The sequence below is a fragment of the Deinococcus cellulosilyticus NBRC 106333 = KACC 11606 genome (genome assembly GCF_007990775.1).
Lineage (GTDB): Bacteria > Deinococcota > Deinococci > Deinococcales > Deinococcaceae > Deinococcus_C > Deinococcus_C cellulosilyticus.
Window position 1 is genome coordinate 284,711 of record NZ_BJXB01000001.1, and the last position, 24,618, is coordinate 309,328.

Consider the following 24,618-nt stretch of genomic DNA (forward strand, 5'->3'; position numbering starts at 1 on the left):
TGATAGAGGCAAGGTGAACAGGCAAGAAGACACCAGCTTATCGTGGGATCTCCACTCCCAGTCTGAACCTCAAAACAGGCACACTGCACTGGCAGCCTTTCTGAAAATGAAGCGTCAGAAGCTTTCTCCTGCACAGGCAGGGCTTCCTCTGACCGCACGCCGCCGAACCCCGGGTCTCAGGCGTGAGGAGGTGGCTGAGCTCGCCGGAATCAGCACCGCCTGGTACACGTATCTGGAGCAGGGAAGAGAGGTGCAGGCCTCAGAAGAGGCCATGGAACGCATTGCCCTGGCCCTGCAGTTGACCGCCAGCGAGAAAGCCCACCTGCTGCAACTCGCCCTGCCTCCCCGCATCCACCCTGAATTGCCCACTTCCATCCCAGCAAGTCTGCAGAGCACTCTGGATGGCCTGGATCTCCAGCCGGCTTTTGTGGTGGATGGCCTGATGAATGTTCTGGCCTGGAACGGTTCCTCAGCAGCCCTGTTCCTGGACTTTTCTGATCTCAGGGGCATCAAGCGCAATTTGCTGCATTACGTGATGACCCATCCAGCCCTCAAAGAAATGTACCAGGACTGGGAAGGCAACGCCCGTCGCCTGATTGCGCAATTTCGCAGAGGAAGTGCCCTTTACCAGGACACGGAAGCATTTCAGACCTTGATTCAGGCTCTGAAAAAGAGCAGTCCAGAATTTGGCCTCTGGTGGCCTCTGCAAGATGTGGCCGATCCGGGCTCGGGGATCAAACTCCTGCACCACAGGTCAGCAGGGGAGATGCGTTTTCAGTACACCTCCCTCAGCTGTGATGATGACCCCAGGCTCACCCTGTTCATTCACATCCCACTCGATGGGCAGACCCGCCAGGGACTTCAGCAACTGATCGAAAAGAGGACACTTAATCTGCAGAAGCAGGTTTGATGTCCATCACCAGCAGGAAATCACAGGGTTCGTCAAAAGGATTGGCGTAAATGTGTTCCTGATCGGCCTCGTAGTAGAGCGAGTCTCCCTCATGGAGGGTATGGTCGGTGCCGTTCAGGACCGTCACCATGCTTCCTTTCAGCATCACCATGTATTCTCTGGACCCTCTGGCATGGGGGGTCAGTGGAAGCCCTCTGTAGCCGGGTTCCAGCGTCACCTGAATCAGGGTCAGTTCATTGCGAGGCAGCAGGGGAGAGAGGATGCGACTGGTGACACCAGGGCTGTGGTACAGGGCCTGATGGTCCTTTTTGAGCAGGAACACCCGGTCTTCACGCTCTTCTTCCAGAAAGCGGGCCACGGTGGTGTCCAGGCCTGCAGCGATGCGGCCCAGCATCACAATGGTGGGGACCTTCTGTCCACGTTCCACGTCTGAGAGCATGCTGCGACTGATGCCTGCCCGTTCTGCCAGGGTGTCCAGGGTGATGCCTCTGCGGGTGCGCTCACTGCGAATCCTGGCTCCGAGTTTCACCACATCAAGGTCATCTGGGGTCCTGTCGCTCAAGGGTGGCCTTCTGGAAGGATGGCTTCCACTTCAATCTCCACCAGCATGTCGGGACTGACCAGGGCCTGAATTCCGTACATCGCAGCCACAGGTCGGATGTCCCTGAAGAATTCTCCGTGCGCCCGTCCCACTTCTTCCCAGCGGGAAATGTCCGTCACAAACATGCGGGTGCGCACCACGTGTTTCAGCTCAATGCCTGCCCGACTCAGGGCAGTCTGGATGTTTTCGAGGGTCTGTTTTGTCTGCAGGTACATGTCTCCCACACCGACGATTTGACCTGAACCGTCGGGGTTGGTCGCAGTGGTCCCGGCCACATGCACGATGTTGCCCACCCGCACCACACGGGAGTATCCAATCACAGGTTCAAGGGGAGAAGATCCAGCGTAATTGATCCGTTCGTTCGCCATAGAGGAATTGTTCCACAATAGCGAAAACGTTTCAAGTGTCTGATTCGGTATGCTTGAGCAGTGAGCCTCCGAATCCTTTATCCATGTCAGCCTTTTGATCTGAAAACCACAGACGAGCAATACCTGGAAGAAGCGCAACTGGCTGTCGCCCTGGGTTTTCAGACAGGCAGGCTATCCTTCGAAGATCTGCTGGACGGAAAGCTTAAAGTTTCTCCTCCACTGCAGGAGGGCGAAACAGTCCTGTACCGGGGATGGATGATGGAAGCAAAAACCTACCTGCTGTTCGAAACGTTGCTCAAACAGCAAGGGGTTCAGATTCTCACACCTCACGCAGCCTATCAACGCACCCATCATTTGCCTGAGTGGTATGCACTGCTTCAGGAACACACCCCAGAGACGCTTTTCTTCGCAAATGGAGAGGAGGCCGTGAAGGGTCTGGCCCACGTGTCCTGGCCCGGTTTCTTTGTCAAGGACTGGGTAAAGTCCCTCTCAACAGGTCATGGTCCTGTGGCACAAACCCCGGAGGAAATCCTGACCATTCAGTCCCAGATGATCCAGTACCGGGGCAGCATTGAAGGAGGCCTGTGCATCAGAAAACTGGAGTCCTTTCTCCCTGAAACAGAAGAGCGTTGTTTTGTTGTTCAAGGGATTCCGTATGGCAGAACGCCCTTTGTGCCAGAAGTGGTGCAGCTGGCAGCACAGACCGTGTACAGTCCGTTTTTCTCGGTGGACGTGGTACAGAGGGACGATGGAACCCTCAGAATCGTGGAACTGGGAGATGGCCAGGTCTCTGACCTGAAGCACTGGTCTCTGGAGGAATTCAGGACCGTTCTGCAGGCTTTACCCATGCCTGGCTGATCGATCCACAATCAATCAGCATTTCGTAAACGCTTACGAGATCACGGCACCCTGGGCTTCCACCTGCTCGGTGATCTTGCGGGAAGAGTACACGTACCCCGAGAACATCAGGATGGTGACAGCTGCCATGATGATGCCCAGATAGGAGGTGGAGAAAAAGTCATACAGGCCGTGAATGATGGCTGCAAGTCCCACCCCGAACACAATCCAGGCCCGGTGCCTTTCACGGCTGTACAAAGAAAGTCCCACATAGTACCCCGCAATGCTGCTGAACATGCAGTGCAGGAAGGGCAGGGTGATGAGCCGGACCATCTGCAGGATGATGGTGTTGCCATTGTTGAGGGGTCCTCCATAAACCAGCTGGCCAATGTCCATCAGGCGGTAGAGGTACAGGTAAGAAACCGCTTCAGCAACCCCAAAAGCCAGACCACTGATGCCCGCATAATAGGCCGCCTGCTTGAGGTCTTTTACCTCACGGAGTTTGACCACCAGGTAGACCACTGGCGCAAGTTTCACGGCCTCTTCCAGCAACCCTACACCCAGAATGAAGCCAATGAGCCTGAACGGCGAAAAAGGAGATTCTGTGGCGGCATAAAGCCAGCTGATCACCGGAAATTTTTGCACAAAAAGAACGGTTACAATGCCCAGCAACGTGGTGAAAATCGCCACTCCCAGCGCAGCACTCCAGCGGATGCTCTGGGGTCGGACCATCAGGTGCAGGAGGTAGGCCCAGATGGCCGCAAAATACACACCAAATGCCCACCCAGAGGTCTGAATGGAAGCATTGTTTCCCAGAAAGTAATGGATTCCCAGAGGAAACAGGGCCAGCAGCAGGACCATGCGGGTCAGGGGTTGCCCAATCAGTCCTGCTTTCAGCCAGTCTGAAAAGGGAAAGAGGGCGTTATATGGAAGCGCTTTCAGATCCCGGACAAGGTCGCCAAGTTGCGACTTCGAGGGCCGGGGGGCAGGTGGAGGCAAATCATTCATGGGCATCCTCCAGGGAACAGGTTTCAAATTTCAAAGCTGGTCTGATGTTTGCACAGGCACATGACAACGGTCTGAGTTTGAGGAAACCGGAACTGACAAAGGAAATGCTGTTGCAGCAAGGAAAATGTTTGTGTTCCAGCGCAATTTTCTGCAACACAAACTATCGTACCTTTTGTAGCGTTTTGAGTTGAACACTTTCCAGAACGAGAAATATCTCGATTACACTTCCCGGGAAGCATCAGCAGGCATGCCGATCCTTTCATGCCAGACATCGCTTAAAACGCGTTTTAACCCCCCTCGAATTTTTCTACATACATTTACCGCACCCCAGATTCTACAGGCATCTTGGAGAGGCTTACAGGCTTCAATAGAGCAATTTGCGAATGGCATCAACAAACACATTCAGCTTTTTCTGGATCACAGCGGTGCTGGCTTCCCGGATCAATTGAAAACCATCCACTTCTCCCTGAACCACAGCATCTTGCAACAGGTCATATTCCAGGGGCTTCAGGGCAGAGCGAATCAGCAGGTTGAGGGTCCGCACCACATGCTCTCCACGCTGCTCAGGGGTCATCTGGCTGTACTCCTGACGCAGGCGTTGCTGCTCGGTCTGCTCAGCGGTCGCCACCTGGCGGTCCAGTTCCAGCCTGGGGGTTTCCTGATCAAGGGCCGCCTGGTTCTCTGCGTCCAGAGCGTACTTTCCAGGATTGGTCAGCAAATCCACCAGAAACCCTGCACGGTTGCGCGGACGGAAACCGGATTTCAGCATGTTTTCCATGCGGGTGGAGGCCTCCCGCACCTGCTCCCCGTATTGCCGCACCAGATCCCGGGCACGGCTTTCTGCCACGCCATTTTCGATCAGCAGGTCCACAAATTCCTGCGAGATGGGGTAGGACAGGACCCCCTGGGCGAAAGCGTAGGTGATGTGCTGCTTTTTTCCACGTCCAGAATAAGAAACACTGGCGAGGTAACCTTTGGCGATCAGTTCTTCATGGGCAGGTTCCAGGGCCCGGCGGATGCGGTGGGCGGTGGGAAGCACCAGTTTGCACATTTCGGCCCATTCCAGCAGGTCCACCTGCAGCACCTGCACCGTTCTGGAAGGATCTTCAGGGTCCACACGCTGGGCGTCCAGCAGGCGAAAAAGCGCCCTGGTGGTGGGCTGTTCCAGGGAGCGCATGAATTGCAGGTCCAGGGGTTTGATGTAACCGGCACGGATGCTGTGCACCAGCTCCTTGGGCAACACCACCCGGATGATCGAGCGGCCATCCAGGGTGTCTCCATCTGCAGAGGTGAATTCAATTTTTTCAACGTACCGGAAGCCCACGGTCACCCAGCGGCGCTTGGGATGGTCCCTCCAGCCTTCGGTGATCAGGTAGCTTGAGGAGTACAGGCGCAGCAAACTTTCACGTGCCAGATTGTAATACCTGACGCTGGTGCTGAGCCCGGCAGCCCGCAGCAACTGGTAGGTGGTGAACGTCAGTGCACCATCCTCAGGGCTGCCCGATTCGATGAACAGGTTGATGATGGCAGCGCTGATGTCATTGTCGATGCCGTGTGGGACACCACCATATTCTGTTGTCCCTGCACAGACAACACGAACCACGCGTCCGTCTGTTTCGTGTTCCACTTCCCAGCGGGTGAGGTTTTCTGGAATGGTCCTTTGAACACTGATCAGTCCCAGGCGGGCCAGGTTCAGTTCATCAAAGCGGCGGAGGTTGATGGGTTCTTTCTTGGCCATGACAAATGTTCGAAATCCTTTTCGCTCCCTGTTGTTGTTTTTATTATAAAGATATAAATACTTAAAGATTTGTTGACAACAACAAGGGCGCTCCCCACCTCCGCTCCAGGACGGCAAAAATTTGCCAAAACGCTACAAAAAGTACGATAATTTTGCCCCAAAACGCTACAAAAAGTACGATAATTTTGCCCCAAAACGCTACAAAAGGTACGAGCCTCCGGCTCCAAACGCTACAAAAAGTACGATAGAAATGCTACAAAAAGTACGATACCTCTGGAGGGCAATTTTGACCTGTTTTTTGAGAAACGCTACAAAAGGTACGATAATTTTGCCCCAAAACGCTACAAAAAGTACGATAGGAATTTGTGTTATCCACAGGCTTGCGATTCTCTGATTCTGTGGGAAGTTTAAGCGAATTTGGGGTAAACGCTACAAAAGGTACGATACCCAAACGCTACAAAAAGTACGATACCCCTTCAAACGCTACAAAAAGTACGATGGTTTGGCATCAAAACGCTACAAAAAGTACGATACCTGGTGTGAAAAGGGCTTCGAATTTTCCTCTGCTGGACTTGAATATTCTCTTTTAGGAAAATAGGGACCACCTGCAATTTTGAGATGCCAAATTGTTCGTTGTCCTCTGGGATTTTTGTGCAAGGTTTGTATAAGGTTTTGTGCAGGTTTGTCTGAAAGATCTGTCTAGACACCTGTCCTGACACTGGCACTTTGAAAACGCCCTTCCAGCGAAACGCTACAAAAAGTACGATAGTTGGAGTCTGCAAAAAAGAGAGGTTGCCAGTCTTCCATCTGGGAGCCAATTCTGCCTTTTCAGGTTCTGTGCTGGACCTGCACGTCAAACCCCGTTTGATTTTGCGTGACGTGTGGGACGGAGAAAAAGTCACCAGAGATAAAAACGCTACAAAAAGTACGATAGTTGGCTGCAGACCCTTCAGGCAAAGACCCTTTCCGATCAGTGATTCAATCCATTGGAAGTGCGCGTAGAGCAGGATTTCCAGTGTGGGCTCAGGTGCCCCGCTGGTTCCGGTACTGTCTTGGAGAAATGCCCACCTCGTTTTTGAACACCGCATAAAATCGGCTCAGAGACCCGAAACCTGCTTCCAGGGCCACATCCAGAATGCTGCAGTTTGAAGTGATGAGGAGCCTCTGGGCGTGGGCCAGTCGGTGCTGGGTCAGGTATTCCAGCAGGGTCAGGCCCATGGTTCGCTTGAAAAGCGACATGGCGTAATTGGGGTGCAGGTTCACGCCTCTGGCAATGTCTTCCACCGTGAGGGGGTCGGTGTAGTTGGAAGACACAAAGGTGGCCATCATCTCCACACGGGTGAAGTCCTCGGTGTGGGCCCGGGCAGTGCTCACCTTCTCGGGATTTCTGCCCAGGGCCCTTGCCGCCCGTCTCAGGCGGGCCTGAATTTCCAGATACACAATCTCTTGCAGTTCTGCATGGTCTTCCTCGAACACCTGCAGATGTCTGGACAGCCTTCGGGCTTCCTGGCTCCAGCGCTCGAACAGCATGCGGTCATATTGCGGGTCTTCCCGGTGGACCACCATCTCTCCATGCATGATCGGATGGAGAAGCCTCTGGGGAAGTGCCCAGCGCAAAAAATCAGTGAGTGGGATGTGCACCACCCCCAGTTCACAGCCTTCTTTCAATTCCACGATGCGGTGGGGAGTCACGGCCCAGAAAATGGCAAAATCATCTGCCCTGAGCACCTGCATGTGTCCTCCAATCAGGTAGGTGAGTTCACCAGAACACACCAGGTTGAGCTCAATGTCACTGTGGCGGTGCAGGTGGTCAGGAATGCCTGGCTTTCCCAGCCAGCAAAAATAACCTGAAGTGTAATTCATACTGTCTTGAACGGGCATCGCCTTCAAGAATACCTGAGAACCTGTCTGCCGTTCATGCCAGACGTCACCAAAATGCACTTGAAACGCATCAGGGGCAGGGCAGGGTTCACCTGATGGTGCGGATGCTTAGGATCTGAGAAAAACTCTGCAAAAAACAGAAAGATTTGTTTGAACCCTGAAGATAGACTGATGGCAACAAAAACCTGACCGACCTGCCGTGAACGCTCCCAATCCGGGCAACTGCATCCACGGAAGTCGCATGAACCAAGGAGTGAAGATGATTCGAGTCACCATCTGGAATGAAAACCGTCACGAGAAACGCAACCCCAAAGTGACCGCCATCTACCCTGAGGGCATTCACGGGGCCATCAAGCAGGGGCTGGAAGCCTACGGTTTTGATGCCAGAACGGCCACCCTGGACGAGCCCGAGCACGGTCTGACCGATGAGGTCCTCAGCAGCACCGATGTGCTGGTGTGGTGGGGCCACCTTGCCCACGGAGACGTCAGCGATGAGATTGTCAACAAGGTGCACGAGCGCGTTCTGGCCGGCATGGGCCTGATTGTGCTGCACTCTGGACACTTCTCCAAGATCTTCAAAAAGCTGATGGGCACCACCTGTGACCTGAAGTGGCGAGAAGCCAACGACAAAGAACGCCTGTGGGTGGTCAACCACTCCCACCCCATCATGGAAGGCATCGGCGAGTACGTGGAAATTGACGCCGAGGAAATGTACGGAGAGCCCTTCGACATTCCAGCTCCAGATGAACTCCTGATGGTGAGCTGGTTCTCCGGAGGGGAAATCTTCCGCAGTGCTGTCACTTACCGCAGAGGCCTCGGAAAAATCTTCTACTTCCGTCCCGGTCACGAAACCTACCCCACCTACCACAATGCCCAGGTGATCCGTATCATTGCGAACGGAGTGAAGTGGACTGCACCTGCCCTGCATGATGCCAGAAAATTCGGCAACGCAAAAGCCCTGGAAGCAGGAGTCGAGTGATGACCACAGAGGTGAAACCCTTCAGGGTCGCCCTGATTGGCGCTGGAAACATTGCAGGAGCCCACTACCGTGGATACACCGCTGCAGGAGCCCAGATTGTGGCCTTCGCAGAGCCTTTTGAGGTCACGCGGACACGCCGCACGGCTGAATGGGCTGTTCCCGGTTACGCCACCGTGGAAGAACTGCTGGAAAACGAGGACTTCGAGGCGGTCAGCATCTGCACCCCCAACGCCTACCACCACGACCTGACCCTCAAAGCGGCCCGTGCAGGCAAGCACATCCTCTGTGAAAAACCGCTTTCGATGTCCATTGAACAGTGCGATGAGATGATCGAGGTGTGCCGGGAGGCCGGAGTGGTGCTGCAAACCGGCCATCACCTCAGAAGCAACCTGTATGTGGAGCAGGCCAAGCAGATCATCGAGGCAGGAGGCATCGGCAAGGTGACCTTCATCCGCCTGCGTCAGGCGCACGACTGGAGCGGCAGTGAAACCGTTTCTCCAGCGTTCGGGTCCATTGCCCAGGCCGGAGGTGGCACCATGCTGGACAACGGATGCCACATGTACGATCTGGCGAGGCACTTTGTGGGGGATGTGAAAAGCATCTTTGCCCGCATGGCCACCCTGAAGTACGACATCGAAGTCGAAGATGTGAGTGTGGCCAATCTGGAATTCGTGTCTGGTGCACTTGGCAGTGTTGAAAACTCCTGGACGGCCACCGGATGGGAAGAGGGCTTCTGGATTTATGGCACCCAGGGTGTGCTGGAATGCCAGATCCGCAACGGCATCCCCAGGTACATGAAGCACATCACCCGTGTGGGTGGAAACCGTGACTGGAGCCGCCCCGATGAAGTGACCTACAACTTCACCTCTGAGGGTGGACACCCCAGACAGGTGGTGAACTTCATGCGCAGCATCCGGGACGGTCAGAAGGTCATCTGCACCGGTGAGGACGGACGTGAAAGCGTGCGTCTGGTGCTGCAGGGGTACGAGAGTGCCCGCACAGGTCAGCCCATCACCCTGGTGTGATGTGAAGCCAACTGAAAACCTGATTTGACTGCAGGTTGCAGAGACCAATGGCTTGATGTAATGGCCTTTCAGGGGTAAATTAGTAAGAGCAACTAACTATTTTCCTCTTCACTCACCTGAGCAGCATTTTCAGCAGCGCCTGTCATGATAGGGAGTGCATTCCTGCCCATGATGGGCGCTGTTTTCAAGGAGAACCATGCCAAGACCTGTGACACTTTTTACCGGACAGTGGGCCGATCTGCCCCTCACTGAACTCGCTCCTCTCGCCAAGGCCATGGGTTACGACGGGCTGGAACTCGCCTGCTGGGGCGACCACTTCAACGTGCAAGAAGCCCTCAGCAATCCTGAATACGTCAAGCAGAAACTCGAGCTCCTGCACCAGCACGACCTGAAAGTCTACGCCATCAGCAACCACCTGGTTGGACAGGCTGTGTGTGACCTGATTGACGAGCGCCATAAAGCCATCCTCCCCGAGCACGTCTGGGGTGATGGTGACCCGGAAGGGGTCAGAAGACGCGCCGCAGAAGAAATCATGGACACCGCACGCGCCGCAGAAAAACTTGGCGTGAAAGTTGTGAACGGTTTCACCGGTTCCTCCATCTGGCACTCCATCTACGCTTTCCCCCCAACCACCCAGGAGTTCTGGGAAGCGGGCTTCGAGGACTTCGGCAAGCGCTGGAGTGCCATTCTGGACGTGTTCGACCAGTGTGACGTGAATTTCGCCTTGGAAGTGCACCCCACCGAAATCGCCTTTGACATTGCCACTGCAGAGCGGGCCATCAAAGCCGTCAACAACCACCCCAGATTCGGGTTCAACTATGATCCCTCCCACCTGGGCTACCAGCATGTGGATTACATCCGCTTCATCCGCCAGTTTGCAGACCGCATCTTCCACGTGCACATGAAGGACGTCTGGTGGGGCCATGGAGACGGTGCTGTGGGTGTTTTTGGTGGGCACACCAACTTTGGGGATCACCGCCGTTACTGGGACTTCCGCAGCCTCGGACATGGGGACATCAAGTTTGAAGACGTGATTGTTGCGCTGAATGACATCAACTACTCGGGCCCTCTGAGTGTGGAGTGGGAAGACATCCGCATGGACCGGGTGCACGGGGCATCTGAGAGTGCTGCTTTTGTGCGCAAACTGGATTTTACCCCCTCCAAACTGGCTTTTGATGCCGCTTTCGAAAGGAAATAAAACACATGGGTCTGAAATACGGCATGATCGGGGGCGGCAAAGACGCCTTCATCGGAGGGGTGCACCGCAAGGCCATTGCGCTGGATTCCACCGCAGAACTGGTTGCAGGTGCGTTTTCCAGCAACCCTGAGAAAGCACTGGCTTCTGGCAAAGAACTGGGTGTCAAGAGAAATTACCCGACCTGGGAAGCCATGCTGGAAGGTGAACTGGCCCTCCCTGAGGACGAGCGCATTGATTTTGTGGTGATCGTGACCCCCAACCACATGCACTACCCCACTGCGAAAGCTTTCGCTGAAGCGGGTTTCAACGTGGTCAGCGACAAACCCCTGGTGCACACCAGCGAACAGGCCGAAGACCTGGTGCGCATTGTCAAAGAAAAAGGGGTGGTGTTCGGGGTGACCTACAACTACACCGGATACCCCATGGTCCGTCAGGCCCGTGAGATGGTGCGCAGGGGAGATCTGGGCAAAATCCGCAAGGTGATTGTGGAGTACAACCAGGGCTGGCTTGCCACCCGTCTGGAAGAAACCGGAGCCAAACAGGCCGACTGGCGCACCGACCCCAAACGCTCTGGCATTGCTGGAGCGATGGGAGACATTGGCTCTCACGCCGAGAACCTGATGAGCACCATCACCGGACTGCACATTTCCCACATCTGCGCAGACCTGACCACATTTGTGGAAGGCAGGCAACTGGACGATGACGGCAATGTGCTGCTGAAATTCGACAACAGCGGAAAAGGGGTCCTGATTGCCTCCCAGATCGAGATCGGGATGGAGAACGACCTGAGAATCCGGGTGTTTGGTGAGAAGGGCACGCTGGTGTGGCATCAGGAAGATCCAAATTACCTCGAGTTTCATAAGCTGGGTGAACCGATGCAGATCCTGAAACGCGGGAATGACTACCTGTGTGATGCCGCGAAGAAAGCCACCCGCATTCCATCTGGTCACCCTGAAGCGTTCCTGGAAGCCTTTGCCAACATTTACCGGGGAGTGGCGGAGGCCATTGAAGCCAGAAAAGCAGGCCAGCCTCTGACAGAGTTCGAGTTTCCCACGGTGGAAGATGGCACCATTGGGGTGCGTTTCATTGAGAAAGTGGTGGAAAGCAGCCAGAGTGACCAGAAATGGACCGAGTTCTGAGATGAACCTGTTTTCAAGACCCTGCCTTCTCTGTAAAGGCAGGGTCTTTTTTGAGGAATTCAGAACACAAATTCACCGTGATGCATCACCGGTTCATGGGTGCCGTCAAGCAGGATGCCGTCCACATCCATGTCTTCACTGCCCATCATGAAATCCACGTGGATCAGGCTCCTGTTGCCGCCACGGGCCTGGAAAGCCTCTGGAGACAGGTCCTGGCCGTCTCGCAAATTGCCGGGATACGCCTGTCCAAACGCCAGATGCGAAGCTGCGTTTTCGTCGAACAGGGTGGTGTAAAACAGGATTCCGGACTGCTGGATCGGGCTGGACGCAGAGACCAGTGCCACTTCTCCCAGATGGGTTGCCCCTTCATCCGTGGCCAGCAGTTTACCCAGGGCATCCTCTCCCTGCTTGGCCCTGAAGTCCACGACCTGACCGTTTTTGAAAGTGAGCTCGAACCCGTCAATCAACTGCCCCATGTGGCTGAGGGGACGGGTGTTGCGCACCACTCCATCGACTTTTTCACGGTGGGGAAGGGTGAACACCTCTTCAGAGGGGATGTTTGCAAAAAAGGGAAGCCCACTGGTGGTGTGGTGGAGGGCACTTTCCCAGGAATGGTTTTCAGGCAGTCCCACCATCAGGTCGGTGCCAGCACTCCTGAAATGCAGAGCAGTGTACTGCTTTGCGTTCAGCGCAGCGGCACGCATGCCCAATGCTGCAATGTGCTCTCTCCACAATTCCAGGGCATCTGGCTGGTCTGCCCGTGTTGCAGCAAAAATGGCGTCCCACATTCGGGTGTGCTGTTCTGCTGCAGGCAAATCAGGAAAAACCGAGGATGACCAGCCCGGAATGGGCACAGCGACGATGGACCAGGGAAAAGTGTTGCCATAAACGTGTTTCAGATACTCTTTTCTGGAGGCCTGAACAGCCATCTGGAGGGTGTTCACTTTTTCCGGGTCCTGTCCTTTCAGCAGCCCGGGATCACTGGCCCGGATGGACAGAATGGGGTCCCCGCTCTGGGCATATTCCAGATGAATTTGACCGCGCCACCAGGACACCTCGTCAAAATTCTGAATGCTGGAGTGCTGAAAACGGCTGAGCAGGACCGCATCATCTTCCCAGAGCACCTCCACAATGCAGGCTCCGGCCTGATAGGCCAATTCAGTGACTTTGCGGGCCAGTTGTGCACCGTCTATGGGGCAAGTGATCAGCAGGCGTTGCCCTGGCTGAATTCCAAGGCCTATGTGCAGCGCAATTTCTGCGTAATTGCGCAGTTTCTGTTCAAATGTCAACATAGGTCAGTGTAATTCTGTCAGGACCCCGACAGCGCCAGATGCCCCACATTTCTGCAGGGCATCCAGCAGGGATCAGCGGTGGTTCTGTTTAACGTATTTCCTGTACTGCTTTTCAAAATGCTTGCGGGTTTTGGCATTCAGGAGGCGGGCAATCCTGGCTTTCTGCTGCTGACGTTCAATGAAAGCAGATTGCTTCCGGATCTGTTGTGCCCTCAGGGCACGTCGTCTTTGCTCCAGACGCTGGGTATTCAGGGCAGCCTGTCTCCTGGCCTGGGCCTGCCTGAGCAGTTGCTGCTGTCGTACGACAGTCGCCTGTCTGCGTGCTTCAGCAAGGCGTCTGGCTGCCAGGGTGCTCTGGGAGACTGTTTTGTTTTGAACTGTTCTGATGGTGGTGCTGGAAGCCCGGATTTTCTGAGTGGTTTTCTGAACGGCTTTCTGAACAGGCCTGACAGGACTGGTTTTTGCAGCCGCCAGCAAGGTGGCATCAGGCTGCACCTGCTGGGGCTTCAGGAAGGCCATGTACACCCCGGCCACCTCGCGGGTGCGGATGCTGGAGGGTTTGTTGAACGCCACCCCCCTTTCACCTTTGAGCGCCAGAGCCAGGGCTTTCTGCCAGATGGGTGCAGCAACGGTGCCACTGTAAGCGTTTCTGGGCATGGCGGTGTTGTTGCTTCTGCCCACCCAGACCGCTCCAGCCAGTTTCGGTGTGACCCCCACGAACCACAGGTCCTTCACGTCATTGGTGGTTCCGGTCTTGCCTCCCACTGGCCAGCCCGGAATGCGGGCGTTCCAGCCCAGACCGCCCTGTGCTGGCGTCAGGTCATTCACCACGCCCCGGATCATGTCCAGGCCCATGTAGGCCACAGGCTCGCTCCAGACCCGGACAGGTGTGCTTTGCTTCACCACGGTCAGGACCTCTCCATTGGCAGTGATTTTCTGGATGAACCGGGGAGTCCGGTACATGCCACCACTTGCGAAAGGAGCATAGGCAGCAGCCATTTCCAGCGGAGTGGCCTCCAGCGCACCAATGCCGATGGACAGACCTGCCTGCGGATCAGGATGCAAACCCATCAGGGAAAGCTTCTGCTTGAAAGGAGTCACGCCCACTTTCTGCAGCAGCCTCACGGTGGGCAGGTTCAGGCTGTGGTCCAGTGCAGCCCGCAGCATGATGGGCTTTCCGGTGTAACTGCCGCTGTAATTCTGAGGCTGGTATTTGCCTTTCAGGGGCTGGTCCATCACCATGTCGGTCTGGTTCCAGCCTTTCGAGAGGGCCAGGGTGTACAGCAGGGGCTTGATCGAACTTCCCACCTGCCTTCTGGACCGCACAGCATGGTTCCACTGCTCTGCAATGCCATCGTTCAGTTTCTGTCCCACCAGGGCCTGCACATCGCCTGAGTGTGGATCGATCAGGGCAATGCCCAGGGTGGCCCCTTTCGGGACGTTTGCTTTGATGCTGGCCTGCTCTGCAGCAAGCTGTGCCTTGCGGTTGAGGGTGGTGTACACCTTGATGTCCGAAGTGAAGAAAGCCTCTTTTTTGACGTGCTTCAGCAGTTCCCGTTCCACCTGATCCAGGAAGGCATCCGCATACTGGTACTCGGGTTGTGGGAAGTTCTTCTTGCGGGCTTCTGCATCTGTCAATCTGGCACTGAGCAGGTTGCCGTTTTTGTCGTATTTAACGGTCCAGCCTGCAGGTTTCAGGGGGAACTTCCAGGCCTGATCTGCCTCACTGGGGGTGATGGTTCCATTTTTCACCATGCGGTCCAGAAGGTTTTTCATCAGGGGACGGTACCCTTTGTAATCGTTGTAGCGTGCAGGGGTGGGCAACAGCACGGCCAGATAGACGCTCTCTGCCAGGTTCAGGTCTTTTGCATTCTTGTTGAAGTAGGCCCGCGCAGCATCCTGGGCACCAATCAGGTCTGTGCGCCCCACCCCCCAGTAGATCAGGTTCAGGTAGAGGTTGAGAATCTCCTCCTTGGAGAACTGTTTTTCCACTTCCAGGGCCAGCATCGCCTCTTTCACTTTGCGTTCGGGGGTGCGGGCTCCCCGGAAATCTGCCAGCAGGGTGTTTTTCACCACCTGTTGTGTGATGGTGCTTCCCCCCTCCAGGTCCCCCGAGACGGTTTTCCACAGCGCACGGGAGAGGCCCCGGAAATCCACCCCGGAGTGCTGGTGAAAGCGTTCATCTTCACTGGCCACCACGGCCCTTTGCAGCCAGGGGCTGATCTGTCCTGCAGAGAGGAACTTCCTGGCAGGCTGCACGTGTCCTTCAGGCGACACCGAAACCACCCTCAGAAGACGCCCCTCCTGATCGAGTAGAATGGCCCTTCCCCCGTACTGGAGGTTGCGCAAAGACGGGACTTTGCTCAGGTCTGGTTGCCAGCGGTACAGCAAGATTCCCAGGGCAATGGCGCCCAGCAGCAGCAATAAAAGCATCCATCGAAAAATCAAAGCCAAAACGCGCATAACGCCAGTTTAAAAAGCCTTTTTGAGATGCGTCCCCTGAAGAGCCATCAAAAACCCTGAGACATTCTTGAGAAAAGACACATGTACAGGCAGACTTCTGCTGCTTGTGAAGCCTCCCTTGCCTGACTTTCCACACTCTGTACCATCTCCTCCTGCCTGCCGGGTTCTGTTTTGCCACCATGAACTGCAACAGGAGGACAAAGTGAAACGCAAACCCTTAAACGAACAGGTCATGGTCATCACCGGAGCATCCAGCGGCATTGGACTTGCCACAGCACAACAGGCTGCAAAAGCAGGTGCAAAGGTCGTTCTTGCAGCAAGAAATGGTCAGGTTCTCGAAAAGATCGTTCAGGACATCCAGCAGGCAGGTGGAGAGGCCACTTTCGTGGTTGCAGATGTCTCCCGCCGGGAAGATGTTGAAAAGATTGCACAGCACGCCACCGAGCAGTACGGTGGGTTCGACACCTGGGTGAACAATGCAGGCGTGGGCCTGTGGGGCAAAATCGAGGACATCCCCGAAGAGGACGCAAGACGCCTGCTGGATGCAGATTTCTGGGGCATGGTGCACGGGTCTCTGGTGGCCCTGCCCACACTGAAAGAAAGAGGAGGGGCCCTGATCAACCTGGGCAGTGTGGAATCCGATGTGGCCTTTCCCCTGCAGGCGTTTTACGGGGCCAGCAAGCATGCCATCAAAGCCTTCACACGCTCCCTGAGGATGGAACTCATGCATGACCGGGCACCCGTCTCGGTGACCCTGATCAAACCCTCAGCCATTGCCAGTCCCTTCTTTCAGAAAGCCCGGTATTACACGGGGCTGCAACCCTGGGCTTCCCCTCCCCATTACAGTCCGAAGGAAGTGGCCCATGCCATTTTGACCACTGCCACACGCCCCCACGCAGAAATTCATGTGGGCATGGCTGCCTCTGCGCTGGCAACTTTCGGCATGCTGGCCCCCGGAGTGACCGAATGGATGTTCGCAAAGTGGGTCATTTACAGCGAGTTGCGCCGAAACCCGGGGCAGCCCAGGGCCGGCAACCTGTTTGAAACAGCCTCCGAGGGTGTGGTGGAAGCAGAACAACACCCCGTGCGAACCAGTTATTACACCCGTCTGCGTCTGGTGCCTGGTGCCAAACTGGGGATGATCCTGATTCTGGGCGTGTTGCTGGGGATGGTGGTGGGGAGGAAGAGGTAAAACCCCCTCCAGACCATCCAGAGGGGGGATGTCTTCCTTTCAAATCTCAGGGTTGTGCGTCAAACCACCTGTTCTGGGCCACATCAAACCAGCCTTCTTTGTTGCGGGTCAGGTCAGCGGTTTTCTGGGTGGTGTTGTTTCCGTTCACGAAGAGCAGGTTGGCGGCACTGGCTTTGCTGAAGGTGTACCTGTACCACCCGTTGCCTTCACTGGTCATGGTGACGCCGGGCCAGACGCTGTTGGCAATGGCAGGGGAGGCGGTCACATTCCAGAAGTGGATGTTCACTTTGGTCCAGGTGGAGGGGGGCTTCACGTGCACGGTCAGGTCATCGCTGGGTTTGCTGTCGGACCAGGTGCCTGTGTTGCCGTCGTACCAGCCTTCTTTGTTGCGGGTCAGGTCGGGGGTTTTCACTGTGGTGTTGTTGCCGTCCACAAAGAGCAGGCTTGCAGAGGTGCCTCCGGTGAAGGTGTATTTGTACCAGTCCCCAGTTTCCAGGGTCATGTTCACACCAGGCCAGGTGCTGTTGGCAATGGCAGGGCTTGCGGCCACATTCCAGAAGTGCACGTTGGCTTTGCCCCAGGTTGCAGGTTTCTTGAAGTGCACGGTGAGGCCTGTGGACACACCAGGGGTGGTCCGCACGGTCAGTCCAGTGCTCTGGGAGGTGCCGTTGACAGCCACAATCTGGTAGTCGTAGGTGGTGCCATTGACTGCTGTGGTGTCATTGAAGCCCAGGACTGTGCTGGCAAGGGTGGTGAGGGGTGTGGTGGGATAGGTGGTCTGGCTGGACGTTTTTCTGAAGATTCTGTACCCCGTCACGCACTCTGGGCTTGCGGTCCAATTCAGGGTGACCTGAGCGTTGCCTGCAGTGGCAGTGAAGGACCCAGGATTTGCAGTGGCAGGCTGGGTGTCACTCCAGGTGCCTGTGTTGCCGTCGTACCAGCCGGATTTGTTGCGGATGAGATCGGGGGTCTTCTGGGTGGTGTTGGCACTGTTCACGAACAGCAGGTTCACATTGCTGGCAGCTGTGAAGGTGTACTGGTACCAGCTGGCACAGTACAGGTTCATGGGTTTGCCGGGCCACACGCTGTCTGCAATGGCAGGGGAGGCAGTCACGTTCCAGAAGTGCACGTTGGGGGTGTTCCATGCAGCAGGCTTCTTGAAGTACACGTTGATGCCTGCGGGAACGGCAGGGGTGACGGTGGTGTCTACAGGTTTGTCTCCCCCTGAGCCCCTGGCCGTCAGGCGGAAGGTGTAATTGAGCCCGTTGGTGAGGCCGGACACGGTGTAACTGCTGCTGGTTTTGCTCAGGGTGATGGGTGTGCCAAAACTGGTGGCAGACGTCTGTTTGTATTGCAGGGTCAGTCCGGTCAGGTGGCAGTCGTTGATCTGGTCCCAGCTCAGGAGTGCGCTCTTGTCTGCAGCAGAACCTTTGAAGTTGGTTGGGGTGGGTGTGAAGGCCACAGCTGTGCAGTTGGAGCCTCCAGAAGTCACCGCCAGCACGCTGCGAGCGGGAATGCTGCCGATCAGTCTGCCCTGGGCGTTCAGACTCAGGTTGTTGCTCTTTCCAGTGATTTCGGTGAGGGTGCTGCCTGCAGTGAGCGCAGTTCCAACAGGCACTCCTCCCAGACCTGCGAGGTCAATGGTCTGATCGCTGCCGTTGACCAGCACCACCACCGAGGGTTGCCCAGACAGGTTGCGGGAGAAGGCCAGCAGGTTGGTGCCGCCGTTGGGCTTCCACAGTTCGCTGTAGTTGCCACCCGTGAGGGCTTTGTAATCTTTGCGGGCTTTATTGAGGGCCGTCAGGCGGGCAGCGAGTGGGGAAGAGGAGACCGCTGAGAAATTCATGTCTTCCCGATTGGTCTGGCCCGCTGGGTTGTTGTAGGGGTCCCCTTTGCCTTGCATGTAAATCTCGGTGCCATAGTAGATGCTCGGTGTCCCACGCAGCATGTACATCAAACTGGTGGCAGCATCCAGACGTTCGCGCATTTCGTTTTCTGGAACACCCACTTCAATGCCCTCGCTCATGAAGCGACGCTTGTCGTGGTTGTCCAGGAAGGTGGTGAGGCGGGCAGCATCGGGGTACTTGCTGTCCTGGGCGAGCACACCTGAAACGCTGTCCAGCGATCCACGTTTACCCAGAGAGTTCACCATGGCCTGTTGCAGGGCAAAATCGAACACCGAGGGGCTTCCCAGCCTCATGTATTTTGCAAGGTTGTCCGGGCTGTAATCGAAGACCTCGCCCACCGTCCAGACTTTGCTGGCATCTGCGGGACCCCCACTGGCAAAGTACTGGGGCCAGTAATCGTCATAGACGTGTTTCATGGTGTCCATGCGGATGGCATCAATTCCGGTCTGGTCCACCCAGAAGCGGGTGGAGTTGTTGAGGTAATCGCGCACTTCGCTGTTCTGCTGGTTGAAGTCAGGCAGTCCAGCCAGAGGGCAGGTGATGTCGTTCCAGGTGCTGCACGTGCCACTGTGGAACCAGTGGGGTTTCTGAAATTTCATCTGGGCTTCGTAACCTGCGTGGTTGACCACCATGTCCTGAATCACGTACAGGCCTTTTGCGTGGGCAGCCGTCACCAGATCTTTCAGGTCCTGCAAACTTCCCATGTGAGGGTCCACGTTGAAGAAGTCTTCGGCCCAGTATCCAGCGTATCCAGCGTGCCATTTTCCTGCATTGGGACCGTCTTTTGCCATGACTGGGGGAACCTGCAAGTAGACTGGAGTGAGCCAGATTGCGGTGAAGCCCATCTGGTTGAAGAACCCGGACTCTATTTTCTGTTTCAGTCCTGCGAGGTCTCCACCGTGCCAGCCCATGGGGTTGGAGAGGTCTTTTGCATCGCCGGGTTTGCTGTTGCTGCCATTGTCGTTGCTGGTGTTTCCGTTGAAGAAGCGGTCGGTCAGCACAAAGTAGATGCTCTGTTCTTTCCAGTTGGGCATGGGAAGGGCCTGTCTGGAAACGGTGTCACTGATGGGGTTCTGGTTGGAGGTCGAAACAGGTGTGGAAGTCTGGGTGTTGCAGCCCGCAAGCAGACTGCATGTGAGCAGTGCTGCGGCCACGGTGTGCCGGGTCTGAATTTTCATGTGGCCTCATTGTGAGGAGAGGGTCAGGAAACTGCAAGGACCCCATGGAAGCAATTCCATACAACTCATCTTTCTCACTCAATTGATGGAATTTCATTGTGAAAGATATTTTCCTTTTGTTTGTTTTCAGTCGTCTTTGAGGTTATAGGTGGCACAAAAGGAAAGAAATGAAAAAAAAGCATCTTCCACAAAGCATTTGGCTTCAACTCAAAAAGTTCCGGTTTGTTCTGTAGAAGCATGAAGACCTTTCCACTGGAAAGCCCTGATGCAACGGGTCAGGCCAGGGACCGACCTGTCTGGTGCAGCTCTTCTTTCAGAACACGAACAGCTTTTGGACCCATGCCATGCAGGGCCAGCAAGTCTTTCTCTTTCCAGCGGGTCAGGTGATCCAGCTCGGTGATGCCTGTATGAAGCAGGGCGCGTCGGGCAGGGGCAGAGAGGCCTTTGATGCGGTCCCAGGGACTGGATGTGGGTTCAGCAGACATCTTTTCTCCTTCAGCATGCACATGGTGTAGCGGACAGGGGCTCAGGCCATGGGTTTGCTCCAGCACGTCTTCAGCCATCGGCTGTCAGGGGCCCGTGCCAAAACAAGGATGTGCTTTCACTTCAGCCAGAAAAACGGAAGGTTTGCCTCCATTCTATCTCAAGCCTCCGGGCGACCTGCTGCAAAAGCACCATGGAATTTTTGCTGAGAGCTGAGGGCTGACGGCTTGCTACAGGGACAACGACCCATCAGCGACTTTGCACTGAACCTGTTGCCCCAAAGCCATTTTTTCTGGCATAAATTGCGCTTCACACCAGTATGTAAGTTTTCAAGAAGGCTTTCCCAGATACACTCAGGTGAAATGCCGCCCGTGTTGCCCAGCCCTCCCAGTTCTGTTTTTGTGCAGCGTTTCAAGAAACCGCTGTACCAGACCGTGACGCTTTTTGCGTTCCTGGTGTGCCTGCTGGGTGCTTTTTTTTCAAGGTCCCATCCGCAGGTGTATGGCTGGATGGCGGTGCTGTTTCTGGGTTCCAACCTGTACCTGACCTTCAGCAAGGAGCCCAACATCCGTCTTGCTGAGCGCCTGAACCTTCTCCTGGGAACATTGCTGTGCTGGTACCAGATTTACACCGCTTCCTTTCTGAACCCTGTGGGTCTGGAAGGGTTTTTTGTGATGTTTGCCATGACTTCGCTTTCGGTGGTGGCTTTCTCTTACCACCGTGCTTTGCAGGTGATTGCAGTGCAGGCTGGGGTGGGCATTCTGGCCCCCTGGGTGACAGATCTTTTTTTCAATGTGCTGACCGGCAGGGAGTGGCTTTACATCTTCAGCATGGAGGCCATTGTGCTGGCCTGTGTGGTTTTGCAGACCGCTGTGGCATGGTTCAAGGCCCAGTTTGATCAGGAGGAGGCCCGTCGCCTGATGCTGCAGGAGCAGGCCTCCACTGACCCCCTGACGGGTGCCCGCAACCGACGGGCCATGCTGGAGCAGTTGCAGGCCGCACAGTTTGAGGAGAGCTGCCTGGTTCTGCTGGACATTGATCATTTCAAGCGCATCAACGATCAGCATGGGCACAACACTGGAGACGATGTGCTCCGCGAAATGGCTGTGCTGTTGCAGGCCCATGTACAAGATCCCCACCAGGTTTCCAGATGGGGCGGAGAGGAGTTTCTGGTGCTGTTGCCCCAGACCCCGGTGTCAGACGGCCTGCGGATTGCAGAGCAGATCAGACTGGATCTGGAGCGGCATGACTTTCCAGGGGTGCGTCAGGTCACTGCCAGTCTGGGGGTCGCTGCTGCGCAACCTGCAGAGCCTGTGCGTGCCTGGATTCACCGGGCAGATCAGGCCCTGTATCAGGCAAAAAGAGGAGGCCGCAACCAGGTGAAACTGGCCGGCGAGACCTCAGAGCTGATGGTTTCTGGATTGCAGGTTTAAGAAACAGGTGTGTCAATTCATCAGCTGGTAGGTCTCTGCCAGCGATTCCACACACATGCCCACCAGAAAGGGATTTCCGCGCACTTCCTCAATGCTGAGGGTGTCCAGGACCTCACGGATTTTGCGAATGCAGGCCCGGCGAAAACGAAAAGGGGTGTTCACCTGAAGGGGAGAGGGTGGGGGCAGGGCAGCGTCTCCACTGATCTGGCTGAGCATCCGGTGGGCGGCTGCCACCTGTTCCTGCACTTTAAGGTGGTGGTTCATGTCCCAGCCGTTTTGCAGGCCGTTCAGGGCAGTTTCCAGGCGGTGGATGGCCTGCTCGATGTGTTGTTGGGTGCTGTTCACGGGTTCTCTGGAAGTGGTCATGGTGTGGCCCATCCTTTTTGAGAGGGGCAATCGAAATGATGGCGTTGTTTTTATTTAAGCATACATTCAGTTTAAATTCACGAATTTCTTAAAAATCAAACCGGGTTAAAATTTAACATTTGCATTACATTTTGAAAACATCTGTGGTTTTCCATGATCCGCTGCATCCCCAGAATGAAAAAGAAAGCCCGCAGGCTTTCTGGAGGTCCACAAGGCTCAGGAAGGTTGAACCGAAGAACATGCCCCCCCTGGGTCGATCTGGGAAATCATCGAGAGGGCTTCCTGCAAACAGCGTTCCCGTAAAGAGAGGGGTTCGAGCACCTGCACTTTGGAGCCCCAGGACAGCACCCAGGGCAGAATTTCTCTGGGAAAACCCTCGCTGTCCGTGCCGACCCGGATGGTGGCGATGCTGGACCCATCTGCAAACTCATGGGTGAGGGTCAGGTTGGGATGCCCTCCTTCCTGCAGGCGTCTGGTCGCTTCCGCGTCAAATCGCAATTTGACCTGGACGGGGGTTCCGCTGTGTGCTCCAATGACCCCCCAGGCACCAGAGAGGTATTCGCGCGGGTCAAAAGAGTCCGGGATGGTGTAGGTGGTGGGCTGCACCGTGGCATTCTGCATCCTGGAAAGCTTGAACGTGCGGACCTTCTGGTGGTATTTGCGTTCGTAACCAATCACGTAGGTGGCGAGGTTGGAACGGCTGACCTCCACAAAATACACTTCAAGTTCGTATTTCTGACGTCCAGGCCCTGAAGGGCTGTGATAATCAAACTGCACCACCCGGCCATGGAACCAGGCTCTGGCGATGGTTTCCAGGGTGCGCCCTTCATCAGGGACTGGGCTGGTGCGCTGTTTGAGGTTAAGTGTGCTGCGGTACAGGGTGCTTCTGACAGGCTCACTGAGTTTGGAGGCCAGTTTCTCCAGCACCCGCAGGTAGTGGTGGTTGGGCGAGGTGGCGTGATGGTAAAGCATCCGCACGGCATTGTGGGTGATGAGTGCCTCCACCTCATTGAGTTGTTCAGCGTTGCTGGGCAGGGAGTAGGTGTAGATTCCGGAAATGTTCTTGCCCTGCCTGAGTCCGATCTGCAGGTCCTGAAGGTCACGCAGACAACGCTGCACGCTTCTCTGGGAGATGTTGAGACGCTGGGACAGTTCCTTTGAAGTGCAGGGCCGATCTCTGAGCATCTCGATGATTTCGTAGAGTTTGCGGGCCTTTTTGTGGTGTGCGTTGTCACTGTCGAACATGAGTGAGCCTCCTGCAGACAGGGTAGGCAGGAGGCGTCACCACTTGGTCGATAATTTGATGAAGTGTCCATTGAACTCAATTAACTTGAGTTCAGACCACTCAAGAGTGTGCTTGCTGTGATCTGCAAGCAGCCTACATGGAAAAACCCCCAGGGGCCATTGGGGGTTTTCCTGTAGAAGTGTCGCGTCTGCCTGAACCTCAGCCTCCGGAAGTGATCTTGGGTGGGTCTCCTTCGGCATGGGCCACCGGAGCCACCGTGGCAACAGTCAGCAGGGAAAGCAGACAAATCAGGCTGACTTTGCGAAGAGAGAGGGCTTTGAAGTGCATTGCGGTTTTGGGGGTATGCATGTTCTTTTGCATGCCCACATGTTTGAATTTGAGTGCGACAAATCACGTCGTTTGGAAATAATGAAATCGTCAACTCTTAAATGTCTTGACTGAGTTATATGTTATTTCAGAACTATAAATGAAAGTATTGAATTCGTTCACTGTGCATTTTTATTACAAAGCTTTCGCGACGCTTGTTGACGCAGCAGGAGAATACAGTGGGAGTTTTCCTGCCATCTGGGAGGCAATCCTGATGGATCTTCCCAGAGAAGTTTGCCAATCCTGAAGATTTTTTACGGAACAGAACTGCAGATTTGCAGAGTGACCTGCCCTGACGGATCATCACAACGGGGTGGACAGCGGATGGCTGAACACATGGCATCTGATGTTCATGGCATCTGCTGGAATGTGTCAGGAGCCCTGGCATTGACGGATGAGGTGCAGAATGCAGAGGGTTCCCTGTAAACTGTTCATCATCTGATTTCTATTCCAGTGGAGGAGGCCTTGGAGCATGAAAGCGAAAAAGTTTGTATCAAAACGAAAAAATAAAATTCTGTGGGTGATCCTGGGGCTCGCTCTTGTGGTGTTTTTGATCCCGCCTGCCAGCATTTTGCGCACCATCATCTACCTGCCTGAGGCCAGCTTTCCCTACAGGCAGCAACACATTGGGTCGAATCATAGTTACCATTTTAAAAATCCTTTGATTTCCAAGACTTTGATTATTCTACAGAAGCGCAGTATGAACAATTGGCAGCTGATTGTGTTGAATCCGGAATTCAGTCCCAAAGCCCTGGGGTGCTTCTCAGATGGATGGTGCAACAGTCTGGTGGGACGTGTTCTGGTGCGGACCTCACCGGACAAGACAGGCCTGAGTCTTGATGGTCCTGCATCTTCCTGGAATCCCGAAAAATGAGGCCTGTCTCCAGGATTTGACGTCCTCTTGGCACCCAGTGTGCTCCCTGGAGGTGCTTTCCCTGGTTGAATTGCAGACCCGGAAGCAAAACACCCTGAACTCAGGGGTTCAGGGTGTTGAACACTTCAGAGGAT

Annotated in this window: 21 protein-coding genes; 9 read left to right on the plus strand and 12 right to left on the minus strand. The window is 55.2% G+C overall.

The window, feature by feature from the left end; translation table 11 throughout:
• Positions 1-106: 106 nt before the first annotated feature.
• Positions 107-910, plus strand: a complete 804-nt coding sequence (locus tag DC3_RS01225; RefSeq protein WP_146881761.1) for a helix-turn-helix transcriptional regulator — start codon at positions 107-109, stop codon at positions 908-910.
• On the opposite strand, the gene DC3_RS01230 is transcribed toward DC3_RS01225, so the two are convergent.
• Together DC3_RS01230 and DC3_RS01235 are read right to left on the minus strand one after the other, a co-directional pair.
• Positions 888-1,472 (minus strand): helix-turn-helix domain-containing protein, encoded by a 585-nt coding sequence (locus DC3_RS01230; RefSeq protein ID WP_146881762.1) that lies wholly within the window; start codon positions 1,470-1,472, stop codon positions 888-890. The two genes, DC3_RS01225 and DC3_RS01230, sit on opposite strands and share 23 nt — an antisense overlap.
• On the minus strand, positions 1,469-1,879 hold the full coding sequence (locus DC3_RS01235) for a RidA family protein (RefSeq protein ID WP_146881763.1): 411 nt from the start codon (positions 1,877-1,879) through the stop codon (positions 1,469-1,471). The genes DC3_RS01230 and DC3_RS01235 overlap by 4 nt, the downstream gene beginning before the upstream one ends.
• Before the next feature lie 60 nt (positions 1,880-1,939).
• Here DC3_RS01235 and DC3_RS01240 point away from each other — a divergent pair, with 60 nt between their 5' ends.
• Positions 1,940-2,737 carry an ATP-grasp domain-containing protein gene (locus DC3_RS01240; RefSeq protein ID WP_146881764.1) on the plus strand — a complete coding sequence of 266 codons (798 nt, stop codon included), beginning with the start codon at positions 1,940-1,942 and terminating at the stop codon, positions 2,735-2,737.
• A gap of 33 nt (positions 2,738-2,770) precedes the next feature.
• Here DC3_RS01240 and DC3_RS01245 read toward each other — a convergent pair whose 3' ends face one another.
• The 3 genes from DC3_RS01245 to DC3_RS01255 all read right to left on the minus strand — a co-directional run bounded on the left by DC3_RS01245 (position 2,771) and on the right by DC3_RS01255 (position 7,343).
• Complete coding sequence (locus tag DC3_RS01245; protein WP_186815755.1) at positions 2,771-3,724, minus strand: PrsW family intramembrane metalloprotease; 954 nt, start codon at positions 3,722-3,724, stop codon at positions 2,771-2,773.
• 364 nt (positions 3,725-4,088) lie between these two features.
• Positions 4,089-5,462 carry a replication initiator protein A gene (locus DC3_RS01250; protein WP_146881766.1) on the minus strand — a complete coding sequence of 458 codons (1,374 nt, stop codon included), beginning with the start codon at positions 5,460-5,462 and terminating at the stop codon, positions 4,089-4,091.
• Positions 5,463-6,485: 1,023 nt separating this feature from the next.
• Complete coding sequence (locus DC3_RS01255) at positions 6,486-7,343, minus strand: AraC family transcriptional regulator (protein WP_146881767.1); 858 nt, start codon at positions 7,341-7,343, stop codon at positions 6,486-6,488.
• A 259-nt stretch (positions 7,344-7,602) separates the two neighbouring features.
• Between DC3_RS01255 and DC3_RS01260 the strand changes: the two genes are divergently transcribed.
• From DC3_RS01260 to DC3_RS01275, 4 genes are all read left to right on the plus strand, one after another.
• A complete protein-coding gene (locus DC3_RS01260) occupies positions 7,603-8,322 on the plus strand; it encodes a ThuA domain-containing protein (protein ID WP_146881768.1) in 720 nt (239 codons plus the stop codon).
• The gene (locus tag DC3_RS01265; RefSeq protein WP_146881769.1) at positions 8,322-9,347 is read left to right on the plus strand and encodes a Gfo/Idh/MocA family protein; all 1,026 of its coding nucleotides are present in this window, start codon (positions 8,322-8,324) and stop codon (positions 9,345-9,347) included. The genes DC3_RS01260 and DC3_RS01265 overlap by 1 nt, the downstream gene beginning before the upstream one ends.
• A 196-nt stretch (positions 9,348-9,543) precedes the next feature.
• Positions 9,544-10,545 carry a sugar phosphate isomerase/epimerase family protein gene (locus DC3_RS01270; protein WP_146881770.1) on the plus strand — a complete coding sequence of 334 codons (1,002 nt, stop codon included), beginning with the start codon at positions 9,544-9,546 and terminating at the stop codon, positions 10,543-10,545.
• 5 nt (positions 10,546-10,550) lie between these two features.
• Positions 10,551-11,684, plus strand: coding sequence for a Gfo/Idh/MocA family protein (locus DC3_RS01275; protein WP_222594668.1), 1,134 nt, complete (start codon positions 10,551-10,553; stop codon positions 11,682-11,684).
• Positions 11,685-11,743: 59 nt separating this feature from the next.
• On the opposite strand, the gene DC3_RS01280 is transcribed toward DC3_RS01275, so the two are convergent.
• Together DC3_RS01280 and DC3_RS01285 are read right to left on the minus strand one after the other, a co-directional pair.
• Complete coding sequence (locus DC3_RS01280; protein ID WP_146881771.1) at positions 11,744-12,976, minus strand: aminopeptidase; 1,233 nt, start codon at positions 12,974-12,976, stop codon at positions 11,744-11,746.
• A gap of 72 nt (positions 12,977-13,048) precedes the next feature.
• A complete protein-coding gene (locus DC3_RS01285) occupies positions 13,049-15,439 on the minus strand; it encodes a transglycosylase domain-containing protein (protein ID WP_146881772.1) in 2,391 nt (796 codons plus the stop codon).
• A 202-nt stretch (positions 15,440-15,641) separates the two neighbouring features.
• Between DC3_RS01285 and DC3_RS01290 the strand changes: the two genes are divergently transcribed.
• The gene (locus DC3_RS01290; protein WP_222594669.1) at positions 15,642-16,631 is read left to right on the plus strand and encodes an SDR family oxidoreductase; all 990 of its coding nucleotides are present in this window, start codon (positions 15,642-15,644) and stop codon (positions 16,629-16,631) included.
• Positions 16,632-16,677: 46 nt separating this feature from the next.
• On the opposite strand, the gene DC3_RS01295 is transcribed toward DC3_RS01290, so the two are convergent.
• Both DC3_RS01295 and DC3_RS01300 read right to left on the minus strand, forming a co-directional pair.
• Positions 16,678-19,716: a starch-binding protein gene (locus DC3_RS01295; RefSeq protein WP_146881773.1), complete on the minus strand. Its 3,039-nt coding sequence runs from the start codon at positions 19,714-19,716 to the stop codon at positions 16,678-16,680.
• Between the two features lie 275 nt (positions 19,717-19,991).
• Positions 19,992-20,201, minus strand: coding sequence for a helix-hairpin-helix domain-containing protein (locus DC3_RS01300; protein ID WP_146881774.1), 210 nt, complete (start codon positions 20,199-20,201; stop codon positions 19,992-19,994).
• A 360-nt stretch (positions 20,202-20,561) separates the two neighbouring features.
• Between DC3_RS01300 and DC3_RS01305 the strand changes: the two genes are divergently transcribed.
• Positions 20,562-21,632, plus strand: a complete 1,071-nt coding sequence (locus DC3_RS01305; protein ID WP_146881775.1) for a GGDEF domain-containing protein — start codon at positions 20,562-20,564, stop codon at positions 21,630-21,632.
• Positions 21,633-21,644: 12 nt separating this feature from the next.
• On the opposite strand, the gene DC3_RS01310 is transcribed toward DC3_RS01305, so the two are convergent.
• From DC3_RS01310 to DC3_RS28875, 3 genes are all read right to left on the minus strand, one after another.
• Positions 21,645-21,998, minus strand: coding sequence for a hypothetical protein (locus DC3_RS01310; RefSeq protein ID WP_146881776.1), 354 nt, complete (start codon positions 21,996-21,998; stop codon positions 21,645-21,647).
• A gap of 216 nt (positions 21,999-22,214) precedes the next feature.
• Positions 22,215-23,243, minus strand: a complete 1,029-nt coding sequence (locus DC3_RS01315; protein ID WP_146881777.1) for a helix-turn-helix transcriptional regulator — start codon at positions 23,241-23,243, stop codon at positions 22,215-22,217.
• 199 nt (positions 23,244-23,442) lie between these two features.
• The gene (locus DC3_RS28875) at positions 23,443-23,604 is read right to left on the minus strand and encodes a hypothetical protein (RefSeq protein ID WP_186815756.1); all 162 of its coding nucleotides are present in this window, start codon (positions 23,602-23,604) and stop codon (positions 23,443-23,445) included.
• 478 nt (positions 23,605-24,082) lie between these two features.
• On the opposite strand from DC3_RS28875, the gene DC3_RS01320 reads away from it, so the two are divergent.
• A complete protein-coding gene (locus DC3_RS01320; protein WP_146881778.1) occupies positions 24,083-24,484 on the plus strand; it encodes a hypothetical protein in 402 nt (133 codons plus the stop codon).
• Positions 24,485-24,618: the final 134 nt, after the last annotated feature.

What these genes read in the sequence shown, in the direction of transcription:
- DC3_RS01225 (WP_146881761.1), top strand. Translation starts at nt 107, where the DNA reads ATGAAGCGTCAGAAGCTTTCTCCTGCACAGGCAGGGCTTCCTCTGACC.
- DC3_RS01235 (WP_146881763.1), bottom strand. Translation starts at nt 1,879, where the DNA reads ATGGCGAACGAACGGATCAATTACGCTGGATCTTCTCCCCTTGAACCT.
- DC3_RS01245 (WP_186815755.1), bottom strand. Translation starts at nt 3,724, where the DNA reads ATGAATGATTTGCCTCCACCTGCCCCCCGGCCCTCGAAGTCGCAACTT.
- DC3_RS01250 (WP_146881766.1), bottom strand. Translation starts at nt 5,462, where the DNA reads ATGGCCAAGAAAGAACCCATCAACCTCCGCCGCTTTGATGAACTGAAC.
- DC3_RS01255 (WP_146881767.1), bottom strand. Translation starts at nt 7,343, where the DNA reads ATGCCCGTTCAAGACAGTATGAATTACACTTCAGGTTATTTTTGCTGG.
- DC3_RS01260 (WP_146881768.1), top strand. Translation starts at nt 7,603, where the DNA reads ATGATTCGAGTCACCATCTGGAATGAAAACCGTCACGAGAAACGCAAC.
- DC3_RS01265 (WP_146881769.1), top strand. Translation starts at nt 8,322, where the DNA reads ATGACCACAGAGGTGAAACCCTTCAGGGTCGCCCTGATTGGCGCTGGA.
- DC3_RS01270 (WP_146881770.1), top strand. Translation starts at nt 9,544, where the DNA reads ATGCCAAGACCTGTGACACTTTTTACCGGACAGTGGGCCGATCTGCCC.
- DC3_RS01275 (WP_222594668.1), top strand. Translation starts at nt 10,551, where the DNA reads ATGGGTCTGAAATACGGCATGATCGGGGGCGGCAAAGACGCCTTCATC.
- DC3_RS01280 (WP_146881771.1), bottom strand. Translation starts at nt 12,976, where the DNA reads ATGTTGACATTTGAACAGAAACTGCGCAATTACGCAGAAATTGCGCTG.
- DC3_RS01285 (WP_146881772.1), bottom strand. Translation starts at nt 15,439, where the DNA reads ATGCGCGTTTTGGCTTTGATTTTTCGATGGATGCTTTTATTGCTGCTG.
- DC3_RS01295 (WP_146881773.1), bottom strand. Translation starts at nt 19,716, where the DNA reads ATGAAAATTCAGACCCGGCACACCGTGGCCGCAGCACTGCTCACATGC.
- DC3_RS01300 (WP_146881774.1), bottom strand. Translation starts at nt 20,201, where the DNA reads ATGTCTGCTGAACCCACATCCAGTCCCTGGGACCGCATCAAAGGCCTC.
- DC3_RS01305 (WP_146881775.1), top strand. Translation starts at nt 20,562, where the DNA reads ATGCCGCCCGTGTTGCCCAGCCCTCCCAGTTCTGTTTTTGTGCAGCGT.
- DC3_RS01310 (WP_146881776.1), bottom strand. Translation starts at nt 21,998, where the DNA reads ATGACCACTTCCAGAGAACCCGTGAACAGCACCCAACAACACATCGAG.
- DC3_RS01315 (WP_146881777.1), bottom strand. Translation starts at nt 23,243, where the DNA reads ATGTTCGACAGTGACAACGCACACCACAAAAAGGCCCGCAAACTCTAC.
- DC3_RS28875 (WP_186815756.1), bottom strand. Translation starts at nt 23,604, where the DNA reads ATGCAAAAGAACATGCATACCCCCAAAACCGCAATGCACTTCAAAGCC.
- DC3_RS01320 (WP_146881778.1), top strand. Translation starts at nt 24,083, where the DNA reads ATGAAAGCGAAAAAGTTTGTATCAAAACGAAAAAATAAAATTCTGTGG.